This window comes from Paenibacillus sp. FSL F4-0100 (assembly GCF_037993005.1).
Classification (GTDB): Bacteria; Bacillota; Bacilli; order Paenibacillales; family Paenibacillaceae; genus Paenibacillus_AQ.
On record NZ_CP150303.1, the window covers coordinates 1,065,001 to 1,084,104 of the forward strand.

The window sequence follows — 19,104 nt, forward strand, 5'->3', positions numbered from 1 at the left end:
AAAGTCGGGCTTAGTGATCCGGTGGTACCGCATGGAAGGGCCATCGCTCAACGGATAAAAGCTACCCTGGGGATAACAGGCTTATCTCCCCCAAGAGTCCACATCGACGGGGAGGTTTGGCACCTCGATGTCGGCTCATCGCATCCTGGGGCTGAAGTAGGTCCCAAGGGTTGGGCTGTTCGCCCATTAAAGCGGTACGCGAGCTGGGTTCAGAACGTCGTGAGACAGTTCGGTCCCTATCTGTCGTGGGCGTAGGAAATTTGAGAGGAGCTGTCCTTAGTACGAGAGGACCGGGATGGACGTACCGCTGGTGCACCAGTTGTTCCGCCAGGAGCATGGCTGGGTAGCTACGTACGGAAGGGATAAGCGCTGAAAGCATCTAAGCGTGAAGCCCCCCTCAAGATGAGATTTCCCAACTAGTAAGACCCCTTGAAGACCACGAGGTAGATAGGTTGGAGGTGGAAGTGCAGCAATGCATGGAGCTGACCAATACTAATCGGTCGAGGGCTTATCCAAAACATATTTCAATGTGCTGCAAATTCGTTTCGTATCTAGTTTTCAGGTGATCAAGCATCTGAAGCGTTTGGTGGCGATGGCGGAAGGGTTCCACGCGTTCCCATACCGAACACGACCGTTAAGCCTTCCAGCGCCGATGGTACTTGGACCGAAGGGTCCCGGGAGAGTAGGACGTCGCCAAGCGAACAACCATAAAGACCGTTATCGAGTAATCGATAGCGGTCTTTTTTGTTATCCCCCGCACGAACTCGTGAAAAGAATCATGAAGCATCAGAAAGAAGGGCACCCGCTATTGGGCGCCCTTCTTTTCTTTACCTTAATATCTTTTTTTATCTTAAATATCTTTATCTTAGTATCTTTCCAATATCAGCTGTGTTTTCAAGCCGTCCGCAGGAAGCAGCCAACCGTTAGATCCGAGGGTGTCCATTAGCTCTGATCGGAGTTGGGAAGCAACCGAGACATCGGACGTTTTAAAAGAGATTTCGATCAGATTCTCGGTTCCTGTGCCGTCTGCATTGCGGATCGGCCAAACTTCGAGGCTCATTTTCTGGCCTTTCCATGATCCTTCATAGCGGTAGAACGTCAGCGGTCCATGAATACGGGACTGTGAGAGCTTTTGTTGACCCCAATTCGGAGAGGACCATTTTTTGAGCTTACCCGGTAGTTTGTCCAGCAGTAAAGCCAAAGCGTCTTGTTCGGATGGAAGCGTTGTGCCGGTTGTATTCGTGCCTACTTTCTTGGTGTTGGAGAAACTAAGCGTTTGTTTGCCGTAGCCCCAATCAATCTCGGCCTCGTAATTGTCATCCGAAGCATCAAAGCCTTCCTGGTTTGCCAAGCTGAGCGCCGCGTTAATATCTCCATTCACGATGGGATACCGTTTCTTATAGGTAAGCTCGTAGTTATCTTTATCCTCTTTTTTGCGAAAACGGACATTCCAGCCTTCGGCATCCAGTTCCAGGTTGTTTGTATCATAATAAGCAACACCGATCGCTTGGGGAACAGAGGCTATTCCGAATGCTTGAATGACTTCGCTCCGCAGGCTCCCACTGGATTCCAGCACGGTTTCGGGTTTGGCAAGGAACTTCACTTCATACGAAGGCACGGCATTGGCGGCGGCCGAAACCTCCGACTGGAGACCGGTTAGTCCACTTCCTAGAGTCGCGAAACCTACCATGAAAGACAACGTCAGCTGTTTCCATTTTCTCAACACAATCACTCCCATAAGCTGGATTTAGGTACACAGCTTACTTTAAACGCTGAATAATTGTGAGTTGTTAACGGGGGAGGGCGATTGTATCAAATGTTTATAGAATTATTGAATAGCAGCATACATTTTTTGTTAATCCATCCACATAGCTTACAGAATATACTCACCTAGATCACAGGACCTGCTCCAATTGTTTGCCCACTTCACGCAAAACCTCTTGAAAACGCTGAATTTGGACGGAAGGAAGACGGTCCTTATTATGGACGCTGAATATGTGCCGGGATGCTCGATGGCCGGGAATCGGCATAATGTGCAGTAAACCTTGCTGCTGCTCCCGTTGTACCGCCATCCGTGACATAAAGGAAACATGGTCCCCCAACAACACAAGTTGCTTGATCGCTTCCAGCGAGTCCAGCTTTACGGGACTCCGCATATGCAAACCATGCTGCTCCAGCCACAGGTCGGTCAGCTGCCTTGTGCTGGATTCGGTTCCATGCAAGGCGAAGGGAGTGCGAATGATCTGCTCGGGCTGCAGCGAATCCGTTTTGGCTAGCGGATGGTCAGGCGAACATATTAGGGCCAGATCATCTTTGCACAAGGACTCGGCCTGCAGACTGGACCCCGTAAAGGGTTCGGATGAAATAATGCCCAGATCAATCTGGTGCCGCGCTAGCATCTCACGGATAACCGGAGAAGGCTTGACGGATAAGGAGATCCGTATGCCAGGAAACTCACGGGCAAAGGTATTCAATATCGCGGGCAGCAGATAGGTGGCAGGGACATAACTGGCTCCAATGTGCAGCGTTCCCCGATATAAGCTGTCGTATTCGCGGACGACCCGCTCCGACTCCTTGGCAAGCGCGTTTATTTTTACCGCATAATGCAGCAGAGCTTGTCCAGCCTCGGTGAGAAATGTTTTTCCGCTTCGGGACTCAAACAGCCGGACTTGCAGTTCTTCTTCTAGTGACTTCATATGAAAAGTAACTGTTGGCTGCTTAATGCCAAGTATTTCTGCCACGCTGGTCATATGATGATGCCGGTCGATTAGCTCCACAATTTGCAGCTTCATCAGATTCATTCGTATATCTCTCCCTTGATGATTTCTTATTTATGCTCTCTATATAGATTTAATCTATGAGTATCAACAGAATTCAAACAAAAAGTTAATTCTGAGTTTACATTGGTCTAATACAACGCTTAAACGTAACCCTTACACTGGAAATAGCTTAAGAAGACAGGTTGGGATCGAAAGTGGATATTGAAATCAGGGGCATTCAAAAATCGTTTCAAGGTACACCCGCGTTACTTCCTACCGATTTAAAACTGCGTCACGGTCAATTCACCACATTGCTCGGGCCGTCAGGCTGCGGCAAAACGACACTGCTGCGGATGATCGCCGGGCTGGAACAGGCGGACGGAGGAGAAATCTATGCGGAAGACCGGTGTATCTACTCCGTGCACAAGAAGATTGATGTGCCGGCGCACAAACGCAACTTCGGGATGGTATTTCAGGATTTTGCCCTCTGGCCGCATATGACGGTATACGAGAACGTTGCTTTCGGATTAAAAGCGGCCAAGCTTAAGACGGATCTCAGGCAAAAAGTAACCGAAGCGTTGGCTATGGTCCGTTTAGAAGGAATGGAAGACCGTTATCCGCATCAGCTGTCCGGTGGACAACAGCAGCGGGTTGCATTTGCCAGAGCAGTAGCGATCCGTCCGGCTCTAGTACTGTTCGATGAGCCTCTGAGTGCGCTGGATGCGGTGCTTAGGGAGGAAATGCGGATCGAAATGATGTCGCTTGTGAAGGATATGGGGTTGACTGCCCTTTATGTCACACACGATCAGGTGGAAGCCATGTCGATGTCGGATGAAATTGTGGTCATGCGGAAAGGGGAAGTCCTGCAGCGTGGAACCCCGGAGATGATATATGAAACACCCAGTCATCCCTTTGTGGCTTCGTTTATCGGCAAGTCCAATTGGTTGACGGTCGATCACTCCATGGTGAGGCCGGAGCATGTGAGCTGGAGCAGGACAAGCACGGAGGATGCATGCTATCAGGCAACCGTGCTAAGCGTGAGCTATGTAGGCGAGCGATACGAAATTCGCTTACAGGTGGATGGTTTGGACAAGTGGACCGCTTACCTGGACAAGAGAATTCCGGTCGGAGAACGCGTGAATCTGTACGTGTCTCCGCATACGATCTGCCAGATGGGTGAAGGAACAAGTCATGATAAGAACGTGAGCATGCAACAGAATATAGCAAAACGCACACCTGCTGCTGCAGGCTAAGATGAAGGGGAGTTGGGGAGAAATGAGTCAATTGAAGTTCCGGAAAAAAAGCGCGGTACTGTTGTTGGCATCGGTTATGAGCCTAAGTCTGTTTGGATGCGGTAGTACGCCGAATGGGGATTCAGCTACTAAGCCGGCACAGGATACAGGCAAGCAAACTGCATCGGGGAGTGCGCAAGCCGGAGGTAAGCTCGTCCTTTACAGCGCTGGCCCTCAAAAGCTTGCCGACAATATCGTGAGCGGTTTTGAAGCTAAGACCGGAGTGAAGGTAGAGATGTTCCAAGGCACAACGGGCAAAATTTTGGCACGGATGGAAGCGGAAAAATCGAATCCGGTCGCGGATGTTGTCATTCTGGCCTCCCTCCCATCCGCACAGGCGCTCAAGGCGGATGGTCTGACATTGCCTTATCCTGAAGCTGCCAATGCGGACAAGCTGAATAAGGATTGGTCCGACGCGGAAGGAAATTATTTCAGCACAAGCGCATCGGCGCTCGGGATTGTATACAACACCAATCTGGTCTCTGCGCCGCCTCAAAGCTGGGCGGACTTAGGCTTGCCAGAGTGGAAGGATGCGGTCAATATTCCGGATCCGACGCTGTCGGGATCGGCGCTGGATTTTATCACGGGCTATTTGAGTGTGAAGGGCGACGCAGGCTGGAAACTGTTCGAGGATTATAAAGCCAATGGGACTGCTATGGCAGGAGCGAACCAGGAAGCGCTGGACCCTGTGATCACCGGTGCCAAGAGTTTGGTTGCTGCAGGCGTGGATTATATGGCTTATTCGGCTAAAGCCAAAGGCGAGCCGCTTGACATTGTATACCCGGAGGAAGGAACTGTCGTGAGTCCGAGACCGGCTGCGATTTTGAAATCCAGTCCGAACGTAGATAATGCCAAGGCTTTCATCGACTACTTGCTGTCTGACGAAGCGCAGAAACTGGTGGCGGATGCCTATCTGATTCCGGGTCGTGAGGATGTGGAGGCCGAAGGCCGGACCAATCTGAAAGATATTCCGGTGTTTAAAGTGGATTGGGCTTGGATGAATGACCATGGGGACGAGACGGCAGCACGTTTTTCCGAAGTATTCAAGTAAGTGCATAAGAGTGCGTGTTCAAAAAGGTCGGTTTTCAGCACCGAAGCTTATGCTTCCGATGTGCGTTTTTACAAAACGCCTTAGTTGGATGAAGCTAGGGAGTGAGGAGCGGAGCGTACGTAGTTTGTACGTGAGCACCGGAAGGCCCGGATGAATTCAAGATTCGATGCCGAGTTGCTTCTTGATTCACTTCGTGATCAAAATCGGACTTTTTGAACAACCTCTAGGAGCGAACCACAGGAAGGCAATGTGAGGTGAACCGCAGTGAGACCTGTCATCATGGACAGTCAGCGATTTTTACGGAAAATGGGCGTTATTCTCGCCCTTTTTCTTCTTATTATAAGCATCGGTGTGCCATTGCTGCTTATTTTTTGGCAAAGTGTATACCCGGATCAGCACTTCGATTGGCTGGCGCCGATACGAACGATAGCCGGTCATGAGCTGTCCGGTATTTTGCTGCAAACCATCTGGCTAGGGGTATGCGTGGTGGCAGGATCGACACTGTTTGCGCTGCCGCTTGCCTGGATGATGGCCAAAACCCGGTTGGGACAGCATCGGTGGGTGGACGTGATCTTGATGATTCCGTTCATGACCCCGCCGTATATCGGTTCGATGGGCTGGATTCTATTTATGCAAAAGGGCGGATATTTACAGCAGTGGCTGCCGGGAGCAGCGAGATGGAGCGATTCCTTCTTCAGCTTCGGAGGCATGGTGCTGATCATGAGTCTGCACTTGTTCCCGTTTCTCTACCTGCTGCTGCGGGACGCTTTGATCCGGATCGGCGGTAATCTTGAGGAGGCCGGAGCGGTTCATGGCGGAAGCGCAGGATACCGGTTTAGAAGAATCATAATGCCGCTGCTGTTATCCTCTTACGGCATGGGTGCGATGCTGGTGTTCGTCAAAACCATTGCGGAATTCGGCACGCCGGCAACGTTTGGTCGCCGCATCGGCTATTATGTGATGACCTCGGAAATCCACAAATATATTTCTAGCTGGCCCATCGATTTCGGTAAAGCGACCTCGCTGGCATCAGTCCTGCTGTCGGTTTGTCTGGTGATGTGGTACATGCAGTCTACGATCAGCCGGAGGTTTACCTACCGTCTTGTCGGCGGCAAAGGTCAGCGCTCCAAAAGATATTCGCTGCGCGGCAGCAAAGGCGCCGTCTGCGCTTTATACATCGGTTTGCTGCTGATATTGTCTGTCGGCATTCCTTATTTTTCAATCATTGCGGCATCCCTGATGAAGCTCCGCGGAGCCGGATTGTCCTTAGATAATCTGACGCTTGATCATTACAAGGAATTGCTGTCCTGGGGATCGGTCAGCCAGAAAGCCATTAGTAACAGTCTGGGTCTGTCGCTTGCAGCATCTACGGTTGCTGTTCTACTCGGTACCGGTTTTGCCCTAACGATCGGCAAGTCCCAGGCACGGCTGCAGCGGGTCATCGATCTGTTAAGTCTTTTGCCGAATACGGTCCCCGGCATTGTGATGGTGGTCGGTTTGATCCTGCTCTGGAATGCGCCATGGATGCCGGTTACGCTCTACAATACCTATGGGATGGTGGTGCTGACGTACGTCGTGCTGTTCCTCCCATACACGGTGCAATATGTGAAGGCCAGCTTTACGCAGATTGACGGTACCCTGTTTCAGGCGGGGCAGGTATTTGGAGGCGGTCCTCTGCTTATATTGCGGCGGATTCTGCTGCCGCTGATTATGCCCGGCATGCTGGCAGGATGGATCATGACCTTCACGATTGCGTCACGGGAGCTGGTCGGGTCACTGTTCATTTTGCCTCCATCGATGCAGACATCAGCTACATATATCTTTGCGCAGTTTGAGCAGGGACAGGTGTCTCTCGGGATGGCGATGGCCGTCGTCTCCGTCGGTATGACGGTGCTGCTGTTACTGCTGGTCGAAGCTATGAATTCTAAAAGAAAGTGGAATGCATCATGATGAAACTGACGGTGTGGGGCGGTGCAGGCGAGCATGGCCGTTCCGCCTATTTACTAAGTGGCAGCCAGGTTCATTTACTCCTGGATTGTGGCGTCAAGAAGGAAGGATCGGGAGACTATCCCATGATCCAGCAAGAACAGGTGCCGAAGCTGGATGCCGTGTTTCTGTCGCATGCCCATGAGGATCACTCGGTGGCGATTCCGCTCCTGTACCGGCTTGGCTATCAAGGAGAGGTGTGGACCACCCGTGAGACGGCAGCGCAGTTAACGACCTACTTTGCCTCTTGGAGAGAGTACACGGCAAGGGCAGGCGTAGAGCTTCCTTATATGGAGGAGGATCAGCTGGCGATCCGCTACCGGTACCTGGAGGAAGAGGCTGAGAAGTTGACATGGTTTGAAGCGCTTCCCGGCGTAGAGGTCATGTGGGGGCGAAGCGGACATATGGTGGGGGCTGTCTGGTTTTTGGTACAGGCTGAAGGAAAACGGATCTTTTATTCAGGAGACTATACATCCGAATCGCTGCTGCTTGAGGATGACAGCCCTGCGCTGGTAGACAAGCCTTCTTCCATGCTGCTGGATCTGGCTATAGTGGATGCGGCTTACGGGACCGACGCTAATTCACAGGCAGATAAACTGAAGCAATTGGAACAAAAGATTGAGAGCACGCTGCAAACCGGCGGGAAGGTATTATTACCGGTGCCGGCTGCCGGCCGAGGGCAGGAAATGATCCTATGGGCATACAGGAACTGGGGAAACGTGCCGATCGTGATCGAAGCGCCGCTGATCGAGGGGATGAAGCGACTGCTCGAGCGTTCGGAGTGGCTTCGCAGCCAGGAATCGGATCAAGGAATGAGAGATCAGCTGGAGTTATTACTGAATCGGAACGATTGGATCATACCGGCTAGCGAGGTGGAACGCGAGTCCTTGCTCCAGAAGCACGGGGCATCGCTATGGTTCGTAACCGATGGGATGATGCAGTCGAATCTTGCGCAGTGGTATTATAGCCAGATGTCCAGCGATACCCGGAATCTGGTCCTGCTCACGGGTCATGTTTCCCAGGGGACTTTTGGACATCGTCTCCTTCAACATCCGGCGTCATACGGTGCCTGCTCAGTCACAAAAATCAGGTATAAGGTACACCAGGGCCTGACGGACGTGCGCCAGATGATAACCGGCGTTCCAGCACTGCATACCGTACTCGTCCATGCAGACAAACGAGAAACGGACCGATTACGAGCCCGTCTGACAGAGGAAGCACCGAACCTTAACATTTATTCCATGTCGGTCGGTGAGGAAGTCTATTTCTAGTCGTGCTTAGAGAACCTTTATTGCTTTCGCGATAAAGGTTTTTTTGTGGAATGGCTGTTATGTGTTTAGATGTAGGTGAAGTTGGTGAAGGCTGTAATGAACATATATAAAAATAAATTAGTACCAAGTACTAGTACTTGGTGATATAATAGCTATAAACTTGGAGGTGTGAATGATGAGCCAATCAAAGTCAAGAATTACGGCAATCGGGACCTATGTTCCTGAACGGATATTAACCAATACGGATTTAGAGAAGATGGTTGAAACGAGTGATGAGTGGATTGTCCAGCGAACAGGCATGCGGGAACGCCGGATTGCCGCCCCGCACGAGTACGTGTCGGATCTTGCCATTAAAGCTGTGGAGGATATGGTTGATCGGTACGGCGTTACCGTGCAGGATGCGGATATGATTCTTGTAGCCACAAGTACTCCGGAGTATTCTTTTCCAAGTACAGCCTCCCGGGTGCAATCGAAGCTGGGCATTGCGAGCACGGGTGCGCTGGATCTGAATGCCGCCTGTGCGGGATTTGTATATGCGCTCCAGATGGCTGACGGATTAATATCCGGGGGAGCCTACCGTAAGATCCTGGTTATCGGGGCGGAAACCTTATCGAAGATTACGGATTACACCGACCGGACGACATGCGTATTGTTTGGGGACGGCGCCGGTGCCGTATTGCTGGAGAAAGATGAGGATTCGCCAAGTGTCATAGCGTCTGTATCGGGAACCTTTGGCGAAGGCGGCATTCATCTGTATAAAACAGCGCTCTCCGAGCAAATGGACGGCACGGAATTAAAGAGCGGCTGCCTTGTTCAAAATGGCCGGGAAATTTATAAGTGGGCCATTCGGAACATTCCGGACGGCGTTCGCGCTCTTTTGGCTAAAGGGGGCATGACTCCAGCCGAAGTGGATTGGTTTGTCCCGCATAGCGCCAATCTTCGCATGATCGAAGCGATTAACGAGCGGGGGCCATTTACAATGGACCGCACCTTAACCAGCGTCGAGTACCGCGGGAATACGTCGGCAGCCTCCATTCCGCTTGCACTTCAGCTGGCGGTGGATGAAGGACGGCTAAAAGCGGGAGACCACGTCTTACTCTACGGGTTTGGCGGGGGAATGACCTATGCCGGCTCCATCGTAAAATGGACGATATAAATTCGTTACATGAAAACGATGGAACATCATGAAATCTATAAGACCGCTATCGACATTCGATATGCGGTTTTTTTGTGCTGCAATTTTTGGATAAACGAACCTGAATCGTAATAAATTCAACTCAAATTCGAAAGTTTACCACCTCAAAATTTGGCGCCGCTTTCATTAGACTAAAGAAGAAAAATACGTTTCATGGAAGAGGGGTAGAACGATGAAAAGGTTTAAGTCATGGAGCATGCTGCTCCTGAGTATCATCATGGTGTTCACGCTGGCCGCATGTGGAGGCGGAGGCGGTAACGGAAGCAGTACGGCTGAATCTCCGGGGGGAGGCAGCAGCAACGAAGAGACGGACAATACGAAAGAAGGAACCGAGTCCACAGAGAAAATCGAGCTCTCCTTCTGGTCGCTGGGAACGACCAACTATGAGGATCTGGCGAAGGAATATACGAAGGAGCATCCGAACATCACGTTCAGATTCCAGAATACGTCGGACCAAACCGCACATCACAACAATCTGACGACAGCGTTGTCCGCAGGTTCGGGTGCGCCTGATATTTTCCAATTAGAAATCGCCTTTATGGAGCGTTTTATCAACAACCAGGATAAATTCTACAATCTGTACGATCTTGGCGCCAAAGACTTAGAAGGCAACTACCTGGAGTGGAAATGGAAGCAGGCCACATCGGTTGACGGCTCCTTCCAACTCGGTCTGCCTACAGACATCGGTCCTACGGTTGTATATTACCGTACGGATCTGGCTGAGCAAGCCGGATTGCCAACGGATCCGGACGGGTTTAGCGCAGCGATTGATTCATGGGATAAATTCGCCAGCGTAGCCAAGGACTTCACAAGCAAAACAGGAAAACCGTTCGCGGACTTGACGGACCTGGTATATAACGGGGTGCGCGACCAGTCCCCGGATCAAATCTACTTCAACAAAGAGGACGGCTCCTTTATCGGAGATACGAATCCGCAAGTGAGAAAAGCTTACGACTTTACGGTAAAAGGAATTCAGGAAGGCTGGATCGGCAACTGGATTCTGTGGTCTCCTGAATGGCAAAAAGCGATTAATGATGGAGACTTTGGCGTCATGCTCGGCCCGGCTTGGATTGCCGGCACGATCCGCAATGCCAAGGATACCGCCGGCAAATGGCAGATTGCCCAGCTTCCTGAAGGAGCAGGCAACTGGGGCGGTTCGTTCCTGACCTTGCCGAAGGAAGGCAAGCATTCTAAGGAAGCCTACGAATTTATCTCGTGGGTGCTCAACAAGGAGAATCAGCTAAAATCGTTCAAGGACAGCGGCTTGTTCCCATCTATCCCGGCGGTTTACAGCGAGCCTTCATTCACGGAAGAGAAGGATGAATTCTTCGGCGGCCAGGTCATTTCTGAAGCATATGCCAAATCGGCGGAACGCATCAAGCCGGTTTACTACGGACCGCTTCACGACCAGACCGACACGATTATCAAGAACGCGCTCAAAAACGTGCTGGAGAAAAAGGCCGACCCGCAAAAAGAATGGGAAAGCGCAATGAAACAAATCAAGACGCTGGTTGATCGCAGCTAGGAAAAGGATCATTCCTCGCTAGCCCGTTTAGCCCGTAATCCGTCCGAATCCGAGTAGGGAGGAAGCTCTCTTCGCTCGGATTCGGATTTATCCTTACCTACCTGGAGGTGCATTCATGGCAGACACAGCTACAGCAGAGTCACCGCAACCGGTGCCCCAGAGGCGGCGTTTGTTGACGGAGACCGTGCGAAGCCGGTTTACGGCTTATACATTCATATCGCCTTTCTTCATCTTGTTCGCAATTTTTGGACTGTATCCGATTCTGTTTACCATCTATTTGTCCTTCTTCAAATGGGACGCACTCGGACCGATGAAGTACGTCGGCTTCAAGAACTACGAGCTGATTACAAGCGACCCGACCTTCTGGATCGCGTTTAGCAACACACTCATTATGGCTTTGATGGGTACCGTGCCGCAGCTGATTGTGGCATTATTTGTTGCGGTTATGCTGGGCTCGGCATTGAACAAATTCAAGAACACATTCCGCATTCTGTATTTCATGCCGAACATCACCTCCATCGTTGCCGTGACGCTGGTGTTCAGTACGATGTTTGGCAACAACGGGATGGTCAACTGGATGCTGAACACCTTCGGCGCGGAAAGCGTACCGTTCAACTCCGGCTGGTGGGGTGTCAAAATCGCGATTTCGACCATGGTGATGTGGCGGTGGATGGGCTATAACGCCATTATTTTTCTGTCGGGTCTGCAGAGCATTCCGACCGATATTTATGAAGCGGCCAAAATCGACGGCGCCACCCGAGGCCAGCAGCTGCTCTATATCACGCTGCCGCTTCTTCGGCCATTCATTCTGTTTGTGACCTTGGTATCGACGATCGGCGCGCTCCAATTGTTTACGGAGCCATATGTATTCCTCGGTCAGTCCGGCACGGGCTCTACGCGTCAGGAAGGGGTAACGATGGTCACTTATCTGTATAATGAAGCATTTAAGAACGGATTTTTCGGTACGGCTGCGGCAACGGCGGTGCTCTTGTTTATCGCCACCATTCTGTTCTCGGTATTGAATATGATGGTGGGCCGCGAAGGTAAAGATACGGGAGGTAAAAAAGCATGAGCACAGTCGCCATAAGCCGAAAAAAACCGGATGAACCCGGTGTTGTCGCCAAATTCTTCTTCTACCTCTTCATGATCCTTGGCGCGCTGGTCTCGATCTTCCCGTTCTACTGGATGTTTGTCGTAGCTACGAATGACAAGGATGCGGCATTTCATATCCCGCCGCTGCTTACGCCCGGAACGGAGTTTCTGGATAACTTCTCGCGCGTGCTGGAGCGAACGGATTTTTTCAGGGCATTGATGAACTCGGTCGTTGTGTCTACAGCCGTTACATTGTCCGTTGTGTTCCTCTGTACGCTGGCGGGTTATGCTTTTGCCAAGTATGAGTTCCCTTTGAAGAAGACGCTGTTTGTTTTTGTCATTGCCACGATGCTTGTGCCTGCTCAGCTGGGCGTGCTTCCACAGTACGTCATCATGGCCAAGCTGCACTGGATCGACAGCTACAAAGCGCTGATCGTTCCCGCCATGGTCAATGCCTTCGGCATCTTCTGGATGCGGCAGTACATTGCTTCTGCCGTTCATACCGAGCTGATCGAAGCGGGGCGGATTGATGGCGGCGGACATTTCCGGATTTTCTGGAACATAGCCATTCCTGTCGTAACACCGGCGATGGCTACACTGGGGATTCTGAATTTCATGAATGTGTGGAATGATTTCTTCTGGCCGCTCGTCGTATTGAAAAACAGAGAGAATTACACCATTCAAATTGCGCTGCAGCAATTGTTCACCAATAAGGACGGCCTTGATTTCGGAATGATCATGTCGGCCACCTTCACGGCGACGCTGCCGCTTCTCATTGTGTTTCTATTGTTTAGCCGCTATGTCATCGCGGGTCTGACATCAGGCGCGATAAAAAGTTAACATGCGGGGTGATGTCTTACAAGGAATGCGGACTGTCATGAAGAATAATAGACATAGTAGAGTGGAGGGAGGAAGGATCCATGAAACTCCGCCGAAAGATATTGCTCGCTATTATTCTTCTGGTCTTCATTCCGGTTATTGCGCTGGGCGGGGTATCCTATTACAGCTTTTCAGAAGCGATGGAGAAGAAGTCGAATGATTTCTACTGGATTTCGCTTCTGGAAACGGATCGGAAGCTGAAGTTTGCCTTGAATGAAATCACGACGATATCGAACTCGGCGATCACCCAGCAGTCGGTTCAGCAGATGTTGAAACAGCCGGAATACGCGGTTACCTACGAGCAGCGTCAGGAGATCAACAATTTGATCAATCATCCGATGATTGCGTCGTTTGCCTTTTATTCCAACGACCAATTGCTTTATCATACGAATGGCGGAATGGAGCTTCAGGAGCTGAGACAACAGGAATGGTATGAAGCGGTGGAGGAGGCGGAAGGGCGCCCTGTATGGGTCGGTCCCGGCGAGAACGGCTCTGCGGCATCCGGTTCTCCCGTTTTGATCCAATCCAGAGTCATTAAGGATTATTACTCGCTGGAGGATATTGGGACTGTCATGATTTATGTGAAGCCGGATCTGCTCGATCAGGTATTCTGGGAGGCGGCAACGCTGAAGCAGGGAGATATTTTGCTGGTCAATAAGCAGGGTCGGATCGTATTCAGCAAGTCGGGCGGACATATCGGGGAGCGGACGGCGTTCCCGTTTCTGTCGGATAGCTATACGAATGGAAAAGGCTATTATATCGATCAATATGCCGATGAAAAATCGCTGATCACGTATTCTCCTTCGCATAATAAAGAATGGTTTCTGGTCGCTATCACGCCAAGCAAACTTATCTCGGCCGAATCGGTCTCGATTCGTAATCTGGCCTTGATTCTGGGATTGATCTCGCTCGTGTCGGCATTCCTGTTCGACCGTTTTTTTGTGCGCAGAATGGTGCGCAGCATCATCAGCGCGGTGAACGGGATGAAGCGCGTCAAGCAGGGAATCTTCGTTCCGATCCCATCGCATAAAGTGGCGGAGGACGAGACGGATCTGTTAATTGACGGCTTTAACCGGATGAGCACGCAGATCCAGGAATTGATCGGACAGGTCGAGACGGAACAGGCTCGGAAAAAGGAAGCGGAACTCCAGGCGCTGGTCGCTCAAATCAATCCGCATTTTATATACAATTCATTGGAATCGATTAATTCGATGGCCGTGCTACAAGGAAACAAGGATATCAGCAAGATGGTGGTCTCTCTTGGAAAGCTGCTTCGCATCAGCATCAGCGAGCATCATGAGCTCATACCGCTGAGTATGGAGCTGGAGCATGTCCAGCATTATATGCGGATACAGAAATTCCGGTTTGAAGAAAAGTTTGATTACGGCATAGAGCTTCCGAATACGCTGAAGCACTACGTTACGCAAAAGCTGATTGTTCAGCCGATTGTTGAGAACGCTTTATATCACGGGATTGAGCCGATGGAGGAAAGCGGATTGATCTCGATCAGGGTGTCCGAAGACGGCGAGGATATCGTGATTGATGTGGAGGACAACGGTCCGGGTTTTGATCCGGAGACGCTGATCAAACTGTGGAATACGGACCAGGGACAACTGAAGAAGTATCGCGAGAATGGAGTCGGTCTGAAGAATGTGCATGAAAGGCTGCGGATCCGGTTTGGCAGTCGTTACGGATTGATGATCTGTTCCTCGCCCGGTTACGGCTCCTTGATACGAATCCGAATACCGAAAATACTGACATGACAGGGGGTGCTGCAGCGTGAGGTGGTTTTGGAATTGGGGCTGGATTGTCGGATATGCCACGCTGCTAACGCTGTCTGTCGCGTGGGTTACGGTGCAGAGTCAGGGACCGGCCCAGGAGGAACAGCCGGAGAAAATTACGCTGACGTTCCGGCATTTCTGGAACAAGGAGCATGACAAACCGGTGCTGGCCATATTCGAGAGCATTGTCCGCACGTATGAGAAAGCGCATCCCAATGTAAAGGTGAACTTTGAGAGCATCGATCAGACGATTCATCGGGAGCAAAAGCTGAAAAGCGAGATGGTCACGGGTACGCCGCCGGATATGTTTGTCCTGTTCGGCGGAGCCGAGATTATGCCGTATGCCAGATCCAACCGGCTGATGGATTTAACGGATTTTTTGCAGGATACCGGTCTGAAGGAGCAATTCAAGGATCTGCACCATTGGACCTTCGACAATCGGATCTACGGCCTGCCTTTTGAGGGGCACGCGGAGCCGATCTATTATAACCGGGCTTTATTCCGGAAGCTGAATCTGGAGCCTCCGAAGACGCTGGCAGAGCTGAATGAGGTGATTCGCAAGCTTCGCGAGAACGATATCATTCCCTTTGCGCTTGGGAATGAAGACCGCTGGCCGGCAGGGATTTTTGCGCATTATTTCATGGATCGATACGCGGGGCCGGAGCTGATTGACCGGCTGGTTGAAGGAGAGGATCAGGTCAGCTTTGTGCATGAGTCATATTTGAAGGCGTTTGAGCAGCTGGAGTCGTGGATCAACGAAGGGGCGTTCAGTCCGAACGCGAATGATATTTCCACGGAAGAAGCGATAGCCCAGTTCACTGAAGGGAAAGCAGCGATGTATTTGAACGGCAGCTGGGACATCACGCTGTTCCGGAATGAGGATCATCCGGATTTTCAGAACGAGGTAGGCGTCATTCCCTTTCCGTCCCTTCTTCCCGGTGAAGAACGATCCTTGGCAGGCGGATACACCATTGGCATCGGGCTGTCATCGGATATGGATGAGTCGAAGAAGCAAGCGGCTTTGGAGCTGCTGGGCATGTTCTATACCCCAGAGGTGCAGACGCGGCTGGTGTATGAAGGGCTCCGCGTCCCTTCGATGAAGGTTGCCTATGATTCGAAGAAAACCGGGCCGGTGTTTGCTCAGGTCACGGAATTGATGGAGGAATCCACGAGTACCTTTCTGCCATATGACAACAAGCTGTCACCTGAGGTGAACCGTTTATTCCTCAAAGTGATCGAGGATATGATTGGAGGACGGACGCAAGCGGCCGGCGCACTGGAACAGATACAGAAGTCCTCGGTGCGCTATTGGCAGCTAAGGCGAAACACGGTGCCGGAGTAACCAAAAGAGACAAGGGGGAACGTCATGGGCGGATCGGATGGAAAATTCAGAGTCATTCTGGTTGATGATGAGCCGATCATTCTGCGCAGTCTAAGGGCAGCCATTCCCTGGGATGAGCTGGATCTGGAAGTCGTAGGGGAGGCCAAGACAGGGGACAGCGCTCTCAAGCTGGCGCGTGAAGTGTCGCCGCATATGATCATCAGCGATATTCGGATGCCGGGAATGGATGGCATTACGCTCATGAAGGAGCTGAAGGCGGATCAGGCACGGCGGATCATTATTTTCATTAGCGGGTACGGAGAGTTCGAATACGCAAGGGAAGCGCTGCGCGAAGGGGCTTTCGATTACTTGCTGAAGCCGATCGATCACGATGAGCTGACGGAAACGATAGCCAAGGCAGCCAGAACCCTGGAGAAGCAGATTGCGGATGACCACATGATGCACTCGATCAAGGTTTTATCGCTGCTGGCCCGGGAGAGGATGCTGACGGAATTTATCGAGGGAAATCGAAGCCCCTTGCAGCATATGCAGTGGTTGGAAGACAGCGAGCTGGAGCATGGATACACGATGGCCGTCATTCAATTGGATCATTACTTGCGGCTTAACGAGTTGTGGAGCATGGATGAGAAGCGCCTGTGGCTCTTTGCGGTACGGAACGTCCTCGAGGAATGGTCTTTGCAGCATGGCGGACTGACGGTATTCCCTTTCCGCAGCGGTGAATGGGTGCTGCTGTTTCCGAACCTGACGAAAGAGCGGCAGGAGGATATCGGCAGGGATCTGGTGCAATTGATCAAGCGGAATACGAAGCTGTCCTGCTCGGTCGGCTTCAGCCCCAGCATGGCCGGGATTGACCGCTTGGGGACGGCTTACGAGACGGCCGTCCGCGCCTTATACCAGCGGTTCTATTCCGGGGAAGAGGGTGTGTTCCTCGGGACTCCCGATTCCATTATGGAAACGGCCAGCGAAGCAAAGTATCCGAAGCATCTAGAGTCGCTCATGGTGGAAAGCATCCGCACGCTTCACAAGGAGAGGCTGTTGGAGCTTTTTGACGAGACCAAGGCTTATATCGAGGAGCATGCCTTCAGCCGGGAGATGACCGAGCGGGTGCTGCTGGAGATGAGCGTTGTGCTGTATCGGCAGTTTGAGCATATGAAGGTGCTGTTTGAGTGGTCGCTGGAGGAACTGCTGCAGGAGCTTCATGCTTCCCGCACCCTTCAGCAGCTGATGGATGTCATCAAGAGCCATTTCAGCAAATGGATTGCCGAGAGCCGGTCCGGGCAGGCCAAGGACAATGTCCAGGCCGTTATGGGTAAGGCCAAGGATTATATCGCGGAAAATTATCAGAAGGATCTCAGCATTGAAGAGGTTTCGGAGCTGGCGGATTTGAGCATCAGCCATTTCTGCACCCTGTTTAAGGCAACAACGGGATATACGTTTCTGGAGTACTTGACGGAATGCCGGATCGAGAAGGCCAAAAGCATTTTGCTGAATACGGATGTGAAGGTATACCAGGTAGCGCCGCTGGTAGGGTATCAGGACCCTCGATATTTCACGCAAGTATTCAAGAAAATAACAGGGAAAACGCCCTCCGAGTATCGCGAAGAGGCGATATCCAATACATAAAGAGGCGATGATTCGTTCGTGGTGTTACTGGGCCAATCATGTGAGGATAGCCTTCAGCATAGCAGGGAATGAATAACAGATCTATTTTTTCCGGGTTTGATCAGGGAAAAAAGGAGTTCTGTTATTTTTACTTTAAATATCTTAATATTAAGACTTGACGATTCCTGAGTTAAATACTAAACTGAGATTAAGCGCCAGATGCACACGATAAGTTGAGGAAGCAAAAGTGAAGGTGTTTTTTGAATAAGGCGTTTATCCAACAGGACAGGTGCCTGAGATAGTGTTTTGTTAATGAAGAATAAATCAAATATAGATGGAGGTTGAAGTCATGAAGTTTAAAGGAATTCATCACGTATCTGCGTTAACGGCTGCGGCTTCGCGGAACTTCGAATTTTATACGAAGGTTCTTGGCATGCGGCTGGTCAAGAAAACGGTGAACCAGGACGATGTATCGGTATACCATCTGTTTTATGGCGATGAAAAAGGAAACCCTGGGACGGAGCTGACCTTCTTCGAAATTCCGATGGCAGGCCGGACCCGCGAGGGAAACAACAGCATCTCGGCAACATCCCTCCGCGTACCTAGTGACCGCGCTTTGGAATATTGGACCCAGCGGCTGGATGAACATGGGGTAGAACGCGAGGAGATCAAGGAACGTGCCGGCCGATTGACGCTTCTCTTCAGAGATTTCGAGGGCCAGCGCATCATTCTGGTTTCGGATGAACATAATGAGGGAGTTCCTGGGGGCATCCCTTGGGAAAAGGGACCGGTTCCTGCGGAATACGCTATCATCGGATTAGGTCCGGTGCAGCTGACTGTACCTAATCCAGTGCAGACCGTGAAGGTATTGACGGAGCTGATGGGCTTCCGTTACAAAGGTCAGTATGCCTCGCCAGTAGACGGGCAGGCGGACATCCTTGTTTTTGAAACAGGAGAAGGCGGCGCGGGAGCGGAAGTGCACGTTGAAGAAAGAACGGACCTTCCGCAGGAGCGGCTTGGTCGGGGCGGCGTTCATCACGTTGCATTCCGCGTAGAGGACGAGGAGGAGCTCCGAGCATGGATCAACCGGATTGGCGATGTAGGATTTTCGAATTCGGGGTTTGTTGATCGTTTCTATTTCCGTTCCTTGTATTTCAGAGAGCCTAACGGTATTTTGTTCGAGGTAGCTACTGATGGCCCGGGTTTTGACACGGATGAGCATATCGATCATCTCGGCGAATCCCTTGCGCTGCCACCGTTCCTTGAGAAGAAGCGGGAACAGATTGAAGCCAACCTAAAGCCTCTCCATACCATTCAATAATGAGGGCG

General features: G+C 51.2%; 14 protein-coding genes and 2 rRNA genes (1 of these 16 only partly in view). 14 read left to right on the forward strand and 2 right to left on the reverse strand.

All coding sequences use genetic code 11. The features are described from left to right. Positions 1-516, forward strand: a 23S ribosomal RNA gene (locus MHH48_RS04690); it begins 2,413 nt to the left of the window's first position. Between the two features lie 66 nt (positions 517-582). Further along, positions 583-699 (forward strand): 5S ribosomal RNA (gene rrf / locus MHH48_RS04695). 166 nt (positions 700-865) lie between these two features. Here rrf and MHH48_RS04700 read toward each other — a convergent pair. Then, the gene (locus tag MHH48_RS04700) at positions 866-1,726 is read right to left on the reverse strand and encodes a hypothetical protein (protein WP_256720791.1); all 861 of its coding nucleotides are present in this window, start codon (positions 1,724-1,726) and stop codon (positions 866-868) included. A gap of 169 nt (positions 1,727-1,895) precedes the next feature. Beyond that, on the reverse strand, positions 1,896-2,801 hold the full coding sequence (locus MHH48_RS04705) for a LysR substrate-binding domain-containing protein (protein ID WP_179090722.1): 906 nt from the start codon (positions 2,799-2,801) through the stop codon (positions 1,896-1,898). Between the two features lie 173 nt (positions 2,802-2,974). Here MHH48_RS04705 and MHH48_RS04710 point away from each other — a divergent pair, with 173 nt between their 5' ends. The 12 genes from MHH48_RS04710 to MHH48_RS04765 all read left to right on the forward strand — a co-directional run bounded on the left by MHH48_RS04710 (position 2,975) and on the right by MHH48_RS04765 (position 19,096). Beyond that, positions 2,975-4,012, forward strand: a complete 1,038-nt coding sequence (locus MHH48_RS04710; RefSeq protein WP_076325657.1) for an ABC transporter ATP-binding protein — start codon at positions 2,975-2,977, stop codon at positions 4,010-4,012. Between the two features lie 22 nt (positions 4,013-4,034). Further along, the gene (locus MHH48_RS04715) at positions 4,035-5,102 is read left to right on the forward strand and encodes an ABC transporter substrate-binding protein (RefSeq protein WP_076325645.1); all 1,068 of its coding nucleotides are present in this window, start codon (positions 4,035-4,037) and stop codon (positions 5,100-5,102) included. Positions 5,103-5,408: 306 nt separating this feature from the next. Continuing rightward, positions 5,409-7,052: an iron ABC transporter permease gene (locus tag MHH48_RS04720; RefSeq protein ID WP_179090725.1), complete on the forward strand. Its 1,644-nt coding sequence runs from the start codon at positions 5,409-5,411 to the stop codon at positions 7,050-7,052. After that, positions 7,049-8,359, forward strand: a complete 1,311-nt coding sequence (locus MHH48_RS04725) for an MBL fold metallo-hydrolase (RefSeq protein ID WP_076325644.1) — start codon at positions 7,049-7,051, stop codon at positions 8,357-8,359. Before MHH48_RS04720 ends, MHH48_RS04725 begins: the two co-directional genes overlap by 4 nt. 175 nt (positions 8,360-8,534) lie before the next feature. Further along, positions 8,535-9,515 (forward strand): ketoacyl-ACP synthase III, encoded by a 981-nt coding sequence (locus MHH48_RS04730; RefSeq protein WP_179090724.1) that lies wholly within the window; start codon positions 8,535-8,537, stop codon positions 9,513-9,515. Positions 9,516-9,726: 211 nt separating this feature from the next. Continuing rightward, complete coding sequence (locus tag MHH48_RS04735; RefSeq protein WP_076325642.1) at positions 9,727-11,079, forward strand: extracellular solute-binding protein; 1,353 nt, start codon at positions 9,727-9,729, stop codon at positions 11,077-11,079. Between the two features lie 115 nt (positions 11,080-11,194). Further along, positions 11,195-12,151: a sugar ABC transporter permease gene (locus MHH48_RS04740; protein ID WP_076325641.1), complete on the forward strand. Its 957-nt coding sequence runs from the start codon at positions 11,195-11,197 to the stop codon at positions 12,149-12,151. After that, positions 12,148-13,011, forward strand: coding sequence for a carbohydrate ABC transporter permease (locus MHH48_RS04745; protein ID WP_076325640.1), 864 nt, complete (start codon positions 12,148-12,150; stop codon positions 13,009-13,011). The genes MHH48_RS04740 and MHH48_RS04745 overlap by 4 nt, the downstream gene beginning before the upstream one ends. An 80-nt stretch (positions 13,012-13,091) precedes the next feature. Next, positions 13,092-14,813: a sensor histidine kinase gene (locus MHH48_RS04750; RefSeq protein WP_076325639.1), complete on the forward strand. Its 1,722-nt coding sequence runs from the start codon at positions 13,092-13,094 to the stop codon at positions 14,811-14,813. A 16-nt stretch (positions 14,814-14,829) separates the two neighbouring features. Beyond that, the gene (locus MHH48_RS04755; protein ID WP_076325638.1) at positions 14,830-16,173 is read left to right on the forward strand and encodes an extracellular solute-binding protein; all 1,344 of its coding nucleotides are present in this window, start codon (positions 14,830-14,832) and stop codon (positions 16,171-16,173) included. Positions 16,174-16,197: 24 nt separating this feature from the next. Further along, a complete protein-coding gene (locus tag MHH48_RS04760; protein ID WP_076325637.1) occupies positions 16,198-17,796 on the forward strand; it encodes a response regulator in 1,599 nt (532 codons plus the stop codon). A gap of 328 nt (positions 17,797-18,124) precedes the next feature. Then, positions 18,125-19,096: a ring-cleaving dioxygenase gene (locus tag MHH48_RS04765; RefSeq protein WP_076325636.1), complete on the forward strand. Its 972-nt coding sequence runs from the start codon at positions 18,125-18,127 to the stop codon at positions 19,094-19,096. Positions 19,097-19,104 lie beyond the last annotated feature (8 nt).

Excerpts from the sequence above, each read along its gene's own strand:
- MHH48_RS04705 (WP_179090722.1), bottom strand. The coding sequence starts at position 2,801 with ATGAATCTGATGAAGCTGCAAATTGTGGAGCTAATCGACCGGCATCAT.
- MHH48_RS04715 (WP_076325645.1), top strand. The coding sequence starts at position 4,035 with ATGAGTCAATTGAAGTTCCGGAAAAAAAGCGCGGTACTGTTGTTGGCA.
- MHH48_RS04720 (WP_179090725.1), top strand. The coding sequence starts at position 5,409 with ATGGGCGTTATTCTCGCCCTTTTTCTTCTTATTATAAGCATCGGTGTG.
- MHH48_RS04725 (WP_076325644.1), top strand. The coding sequence starts at position 7,049 with ATGATGAAACTGACGGTGTGGGGCGGTGCAGGCGAGCATGGCCGTTCC.
- MHH48_RS04730 (WP_179090724.1), top strand. The coding sequence starts at position 8,535 with ATGAGCCAATCAAAGTCAAGAATTACGGCAATCGGGACCTATGTTCCT.
- MHH48_RS04735 (WP_076325642.1), top strand. The coding sequence starts at position 9,727 with ATGAAAAGGTTTAAGTCATGGAGCATGCTGCTCCTGAGTATCATCATG.
- MHH48_RS04740 (WP_076325641.1), top strand. The coding sequence starts at position 11,195 with ATGGCAGACACAGCTACAGCAGAGTCACCGCAACCGGTGCCCCAGAGG.
- MHH48_RS04745 (WP_076325640.1), top strand. The coding sequence starts at position 12,148 with ATGAGCACAGTCGCCATAAGCCGAAAAAAACCGGATGAACCCGGTGTT.
- MHH48_RS04750 (WP_076325639.1), top strand. The coding sequence starts at position 13,092 with ATGAAACTCCGCCGAAAGATATTGCTCGCTATTATTCTTCTGGTCTTC.
- MHH48_RS04760 (WP_076325637.1), top strand. The coding sequence starts at position 16,198 with ATGGGCGGATCGGATGGAAAATTCAGAGTCATTCTGGTTGATGATGAG.
- MHH48_RS04765 (WP_076325636.1), top strand. The coding sequence starts at position 18,125 with ATGAAGTTTAAAGGAATTCATCACGTATCTGCGTTAACGGCTGCGGCT.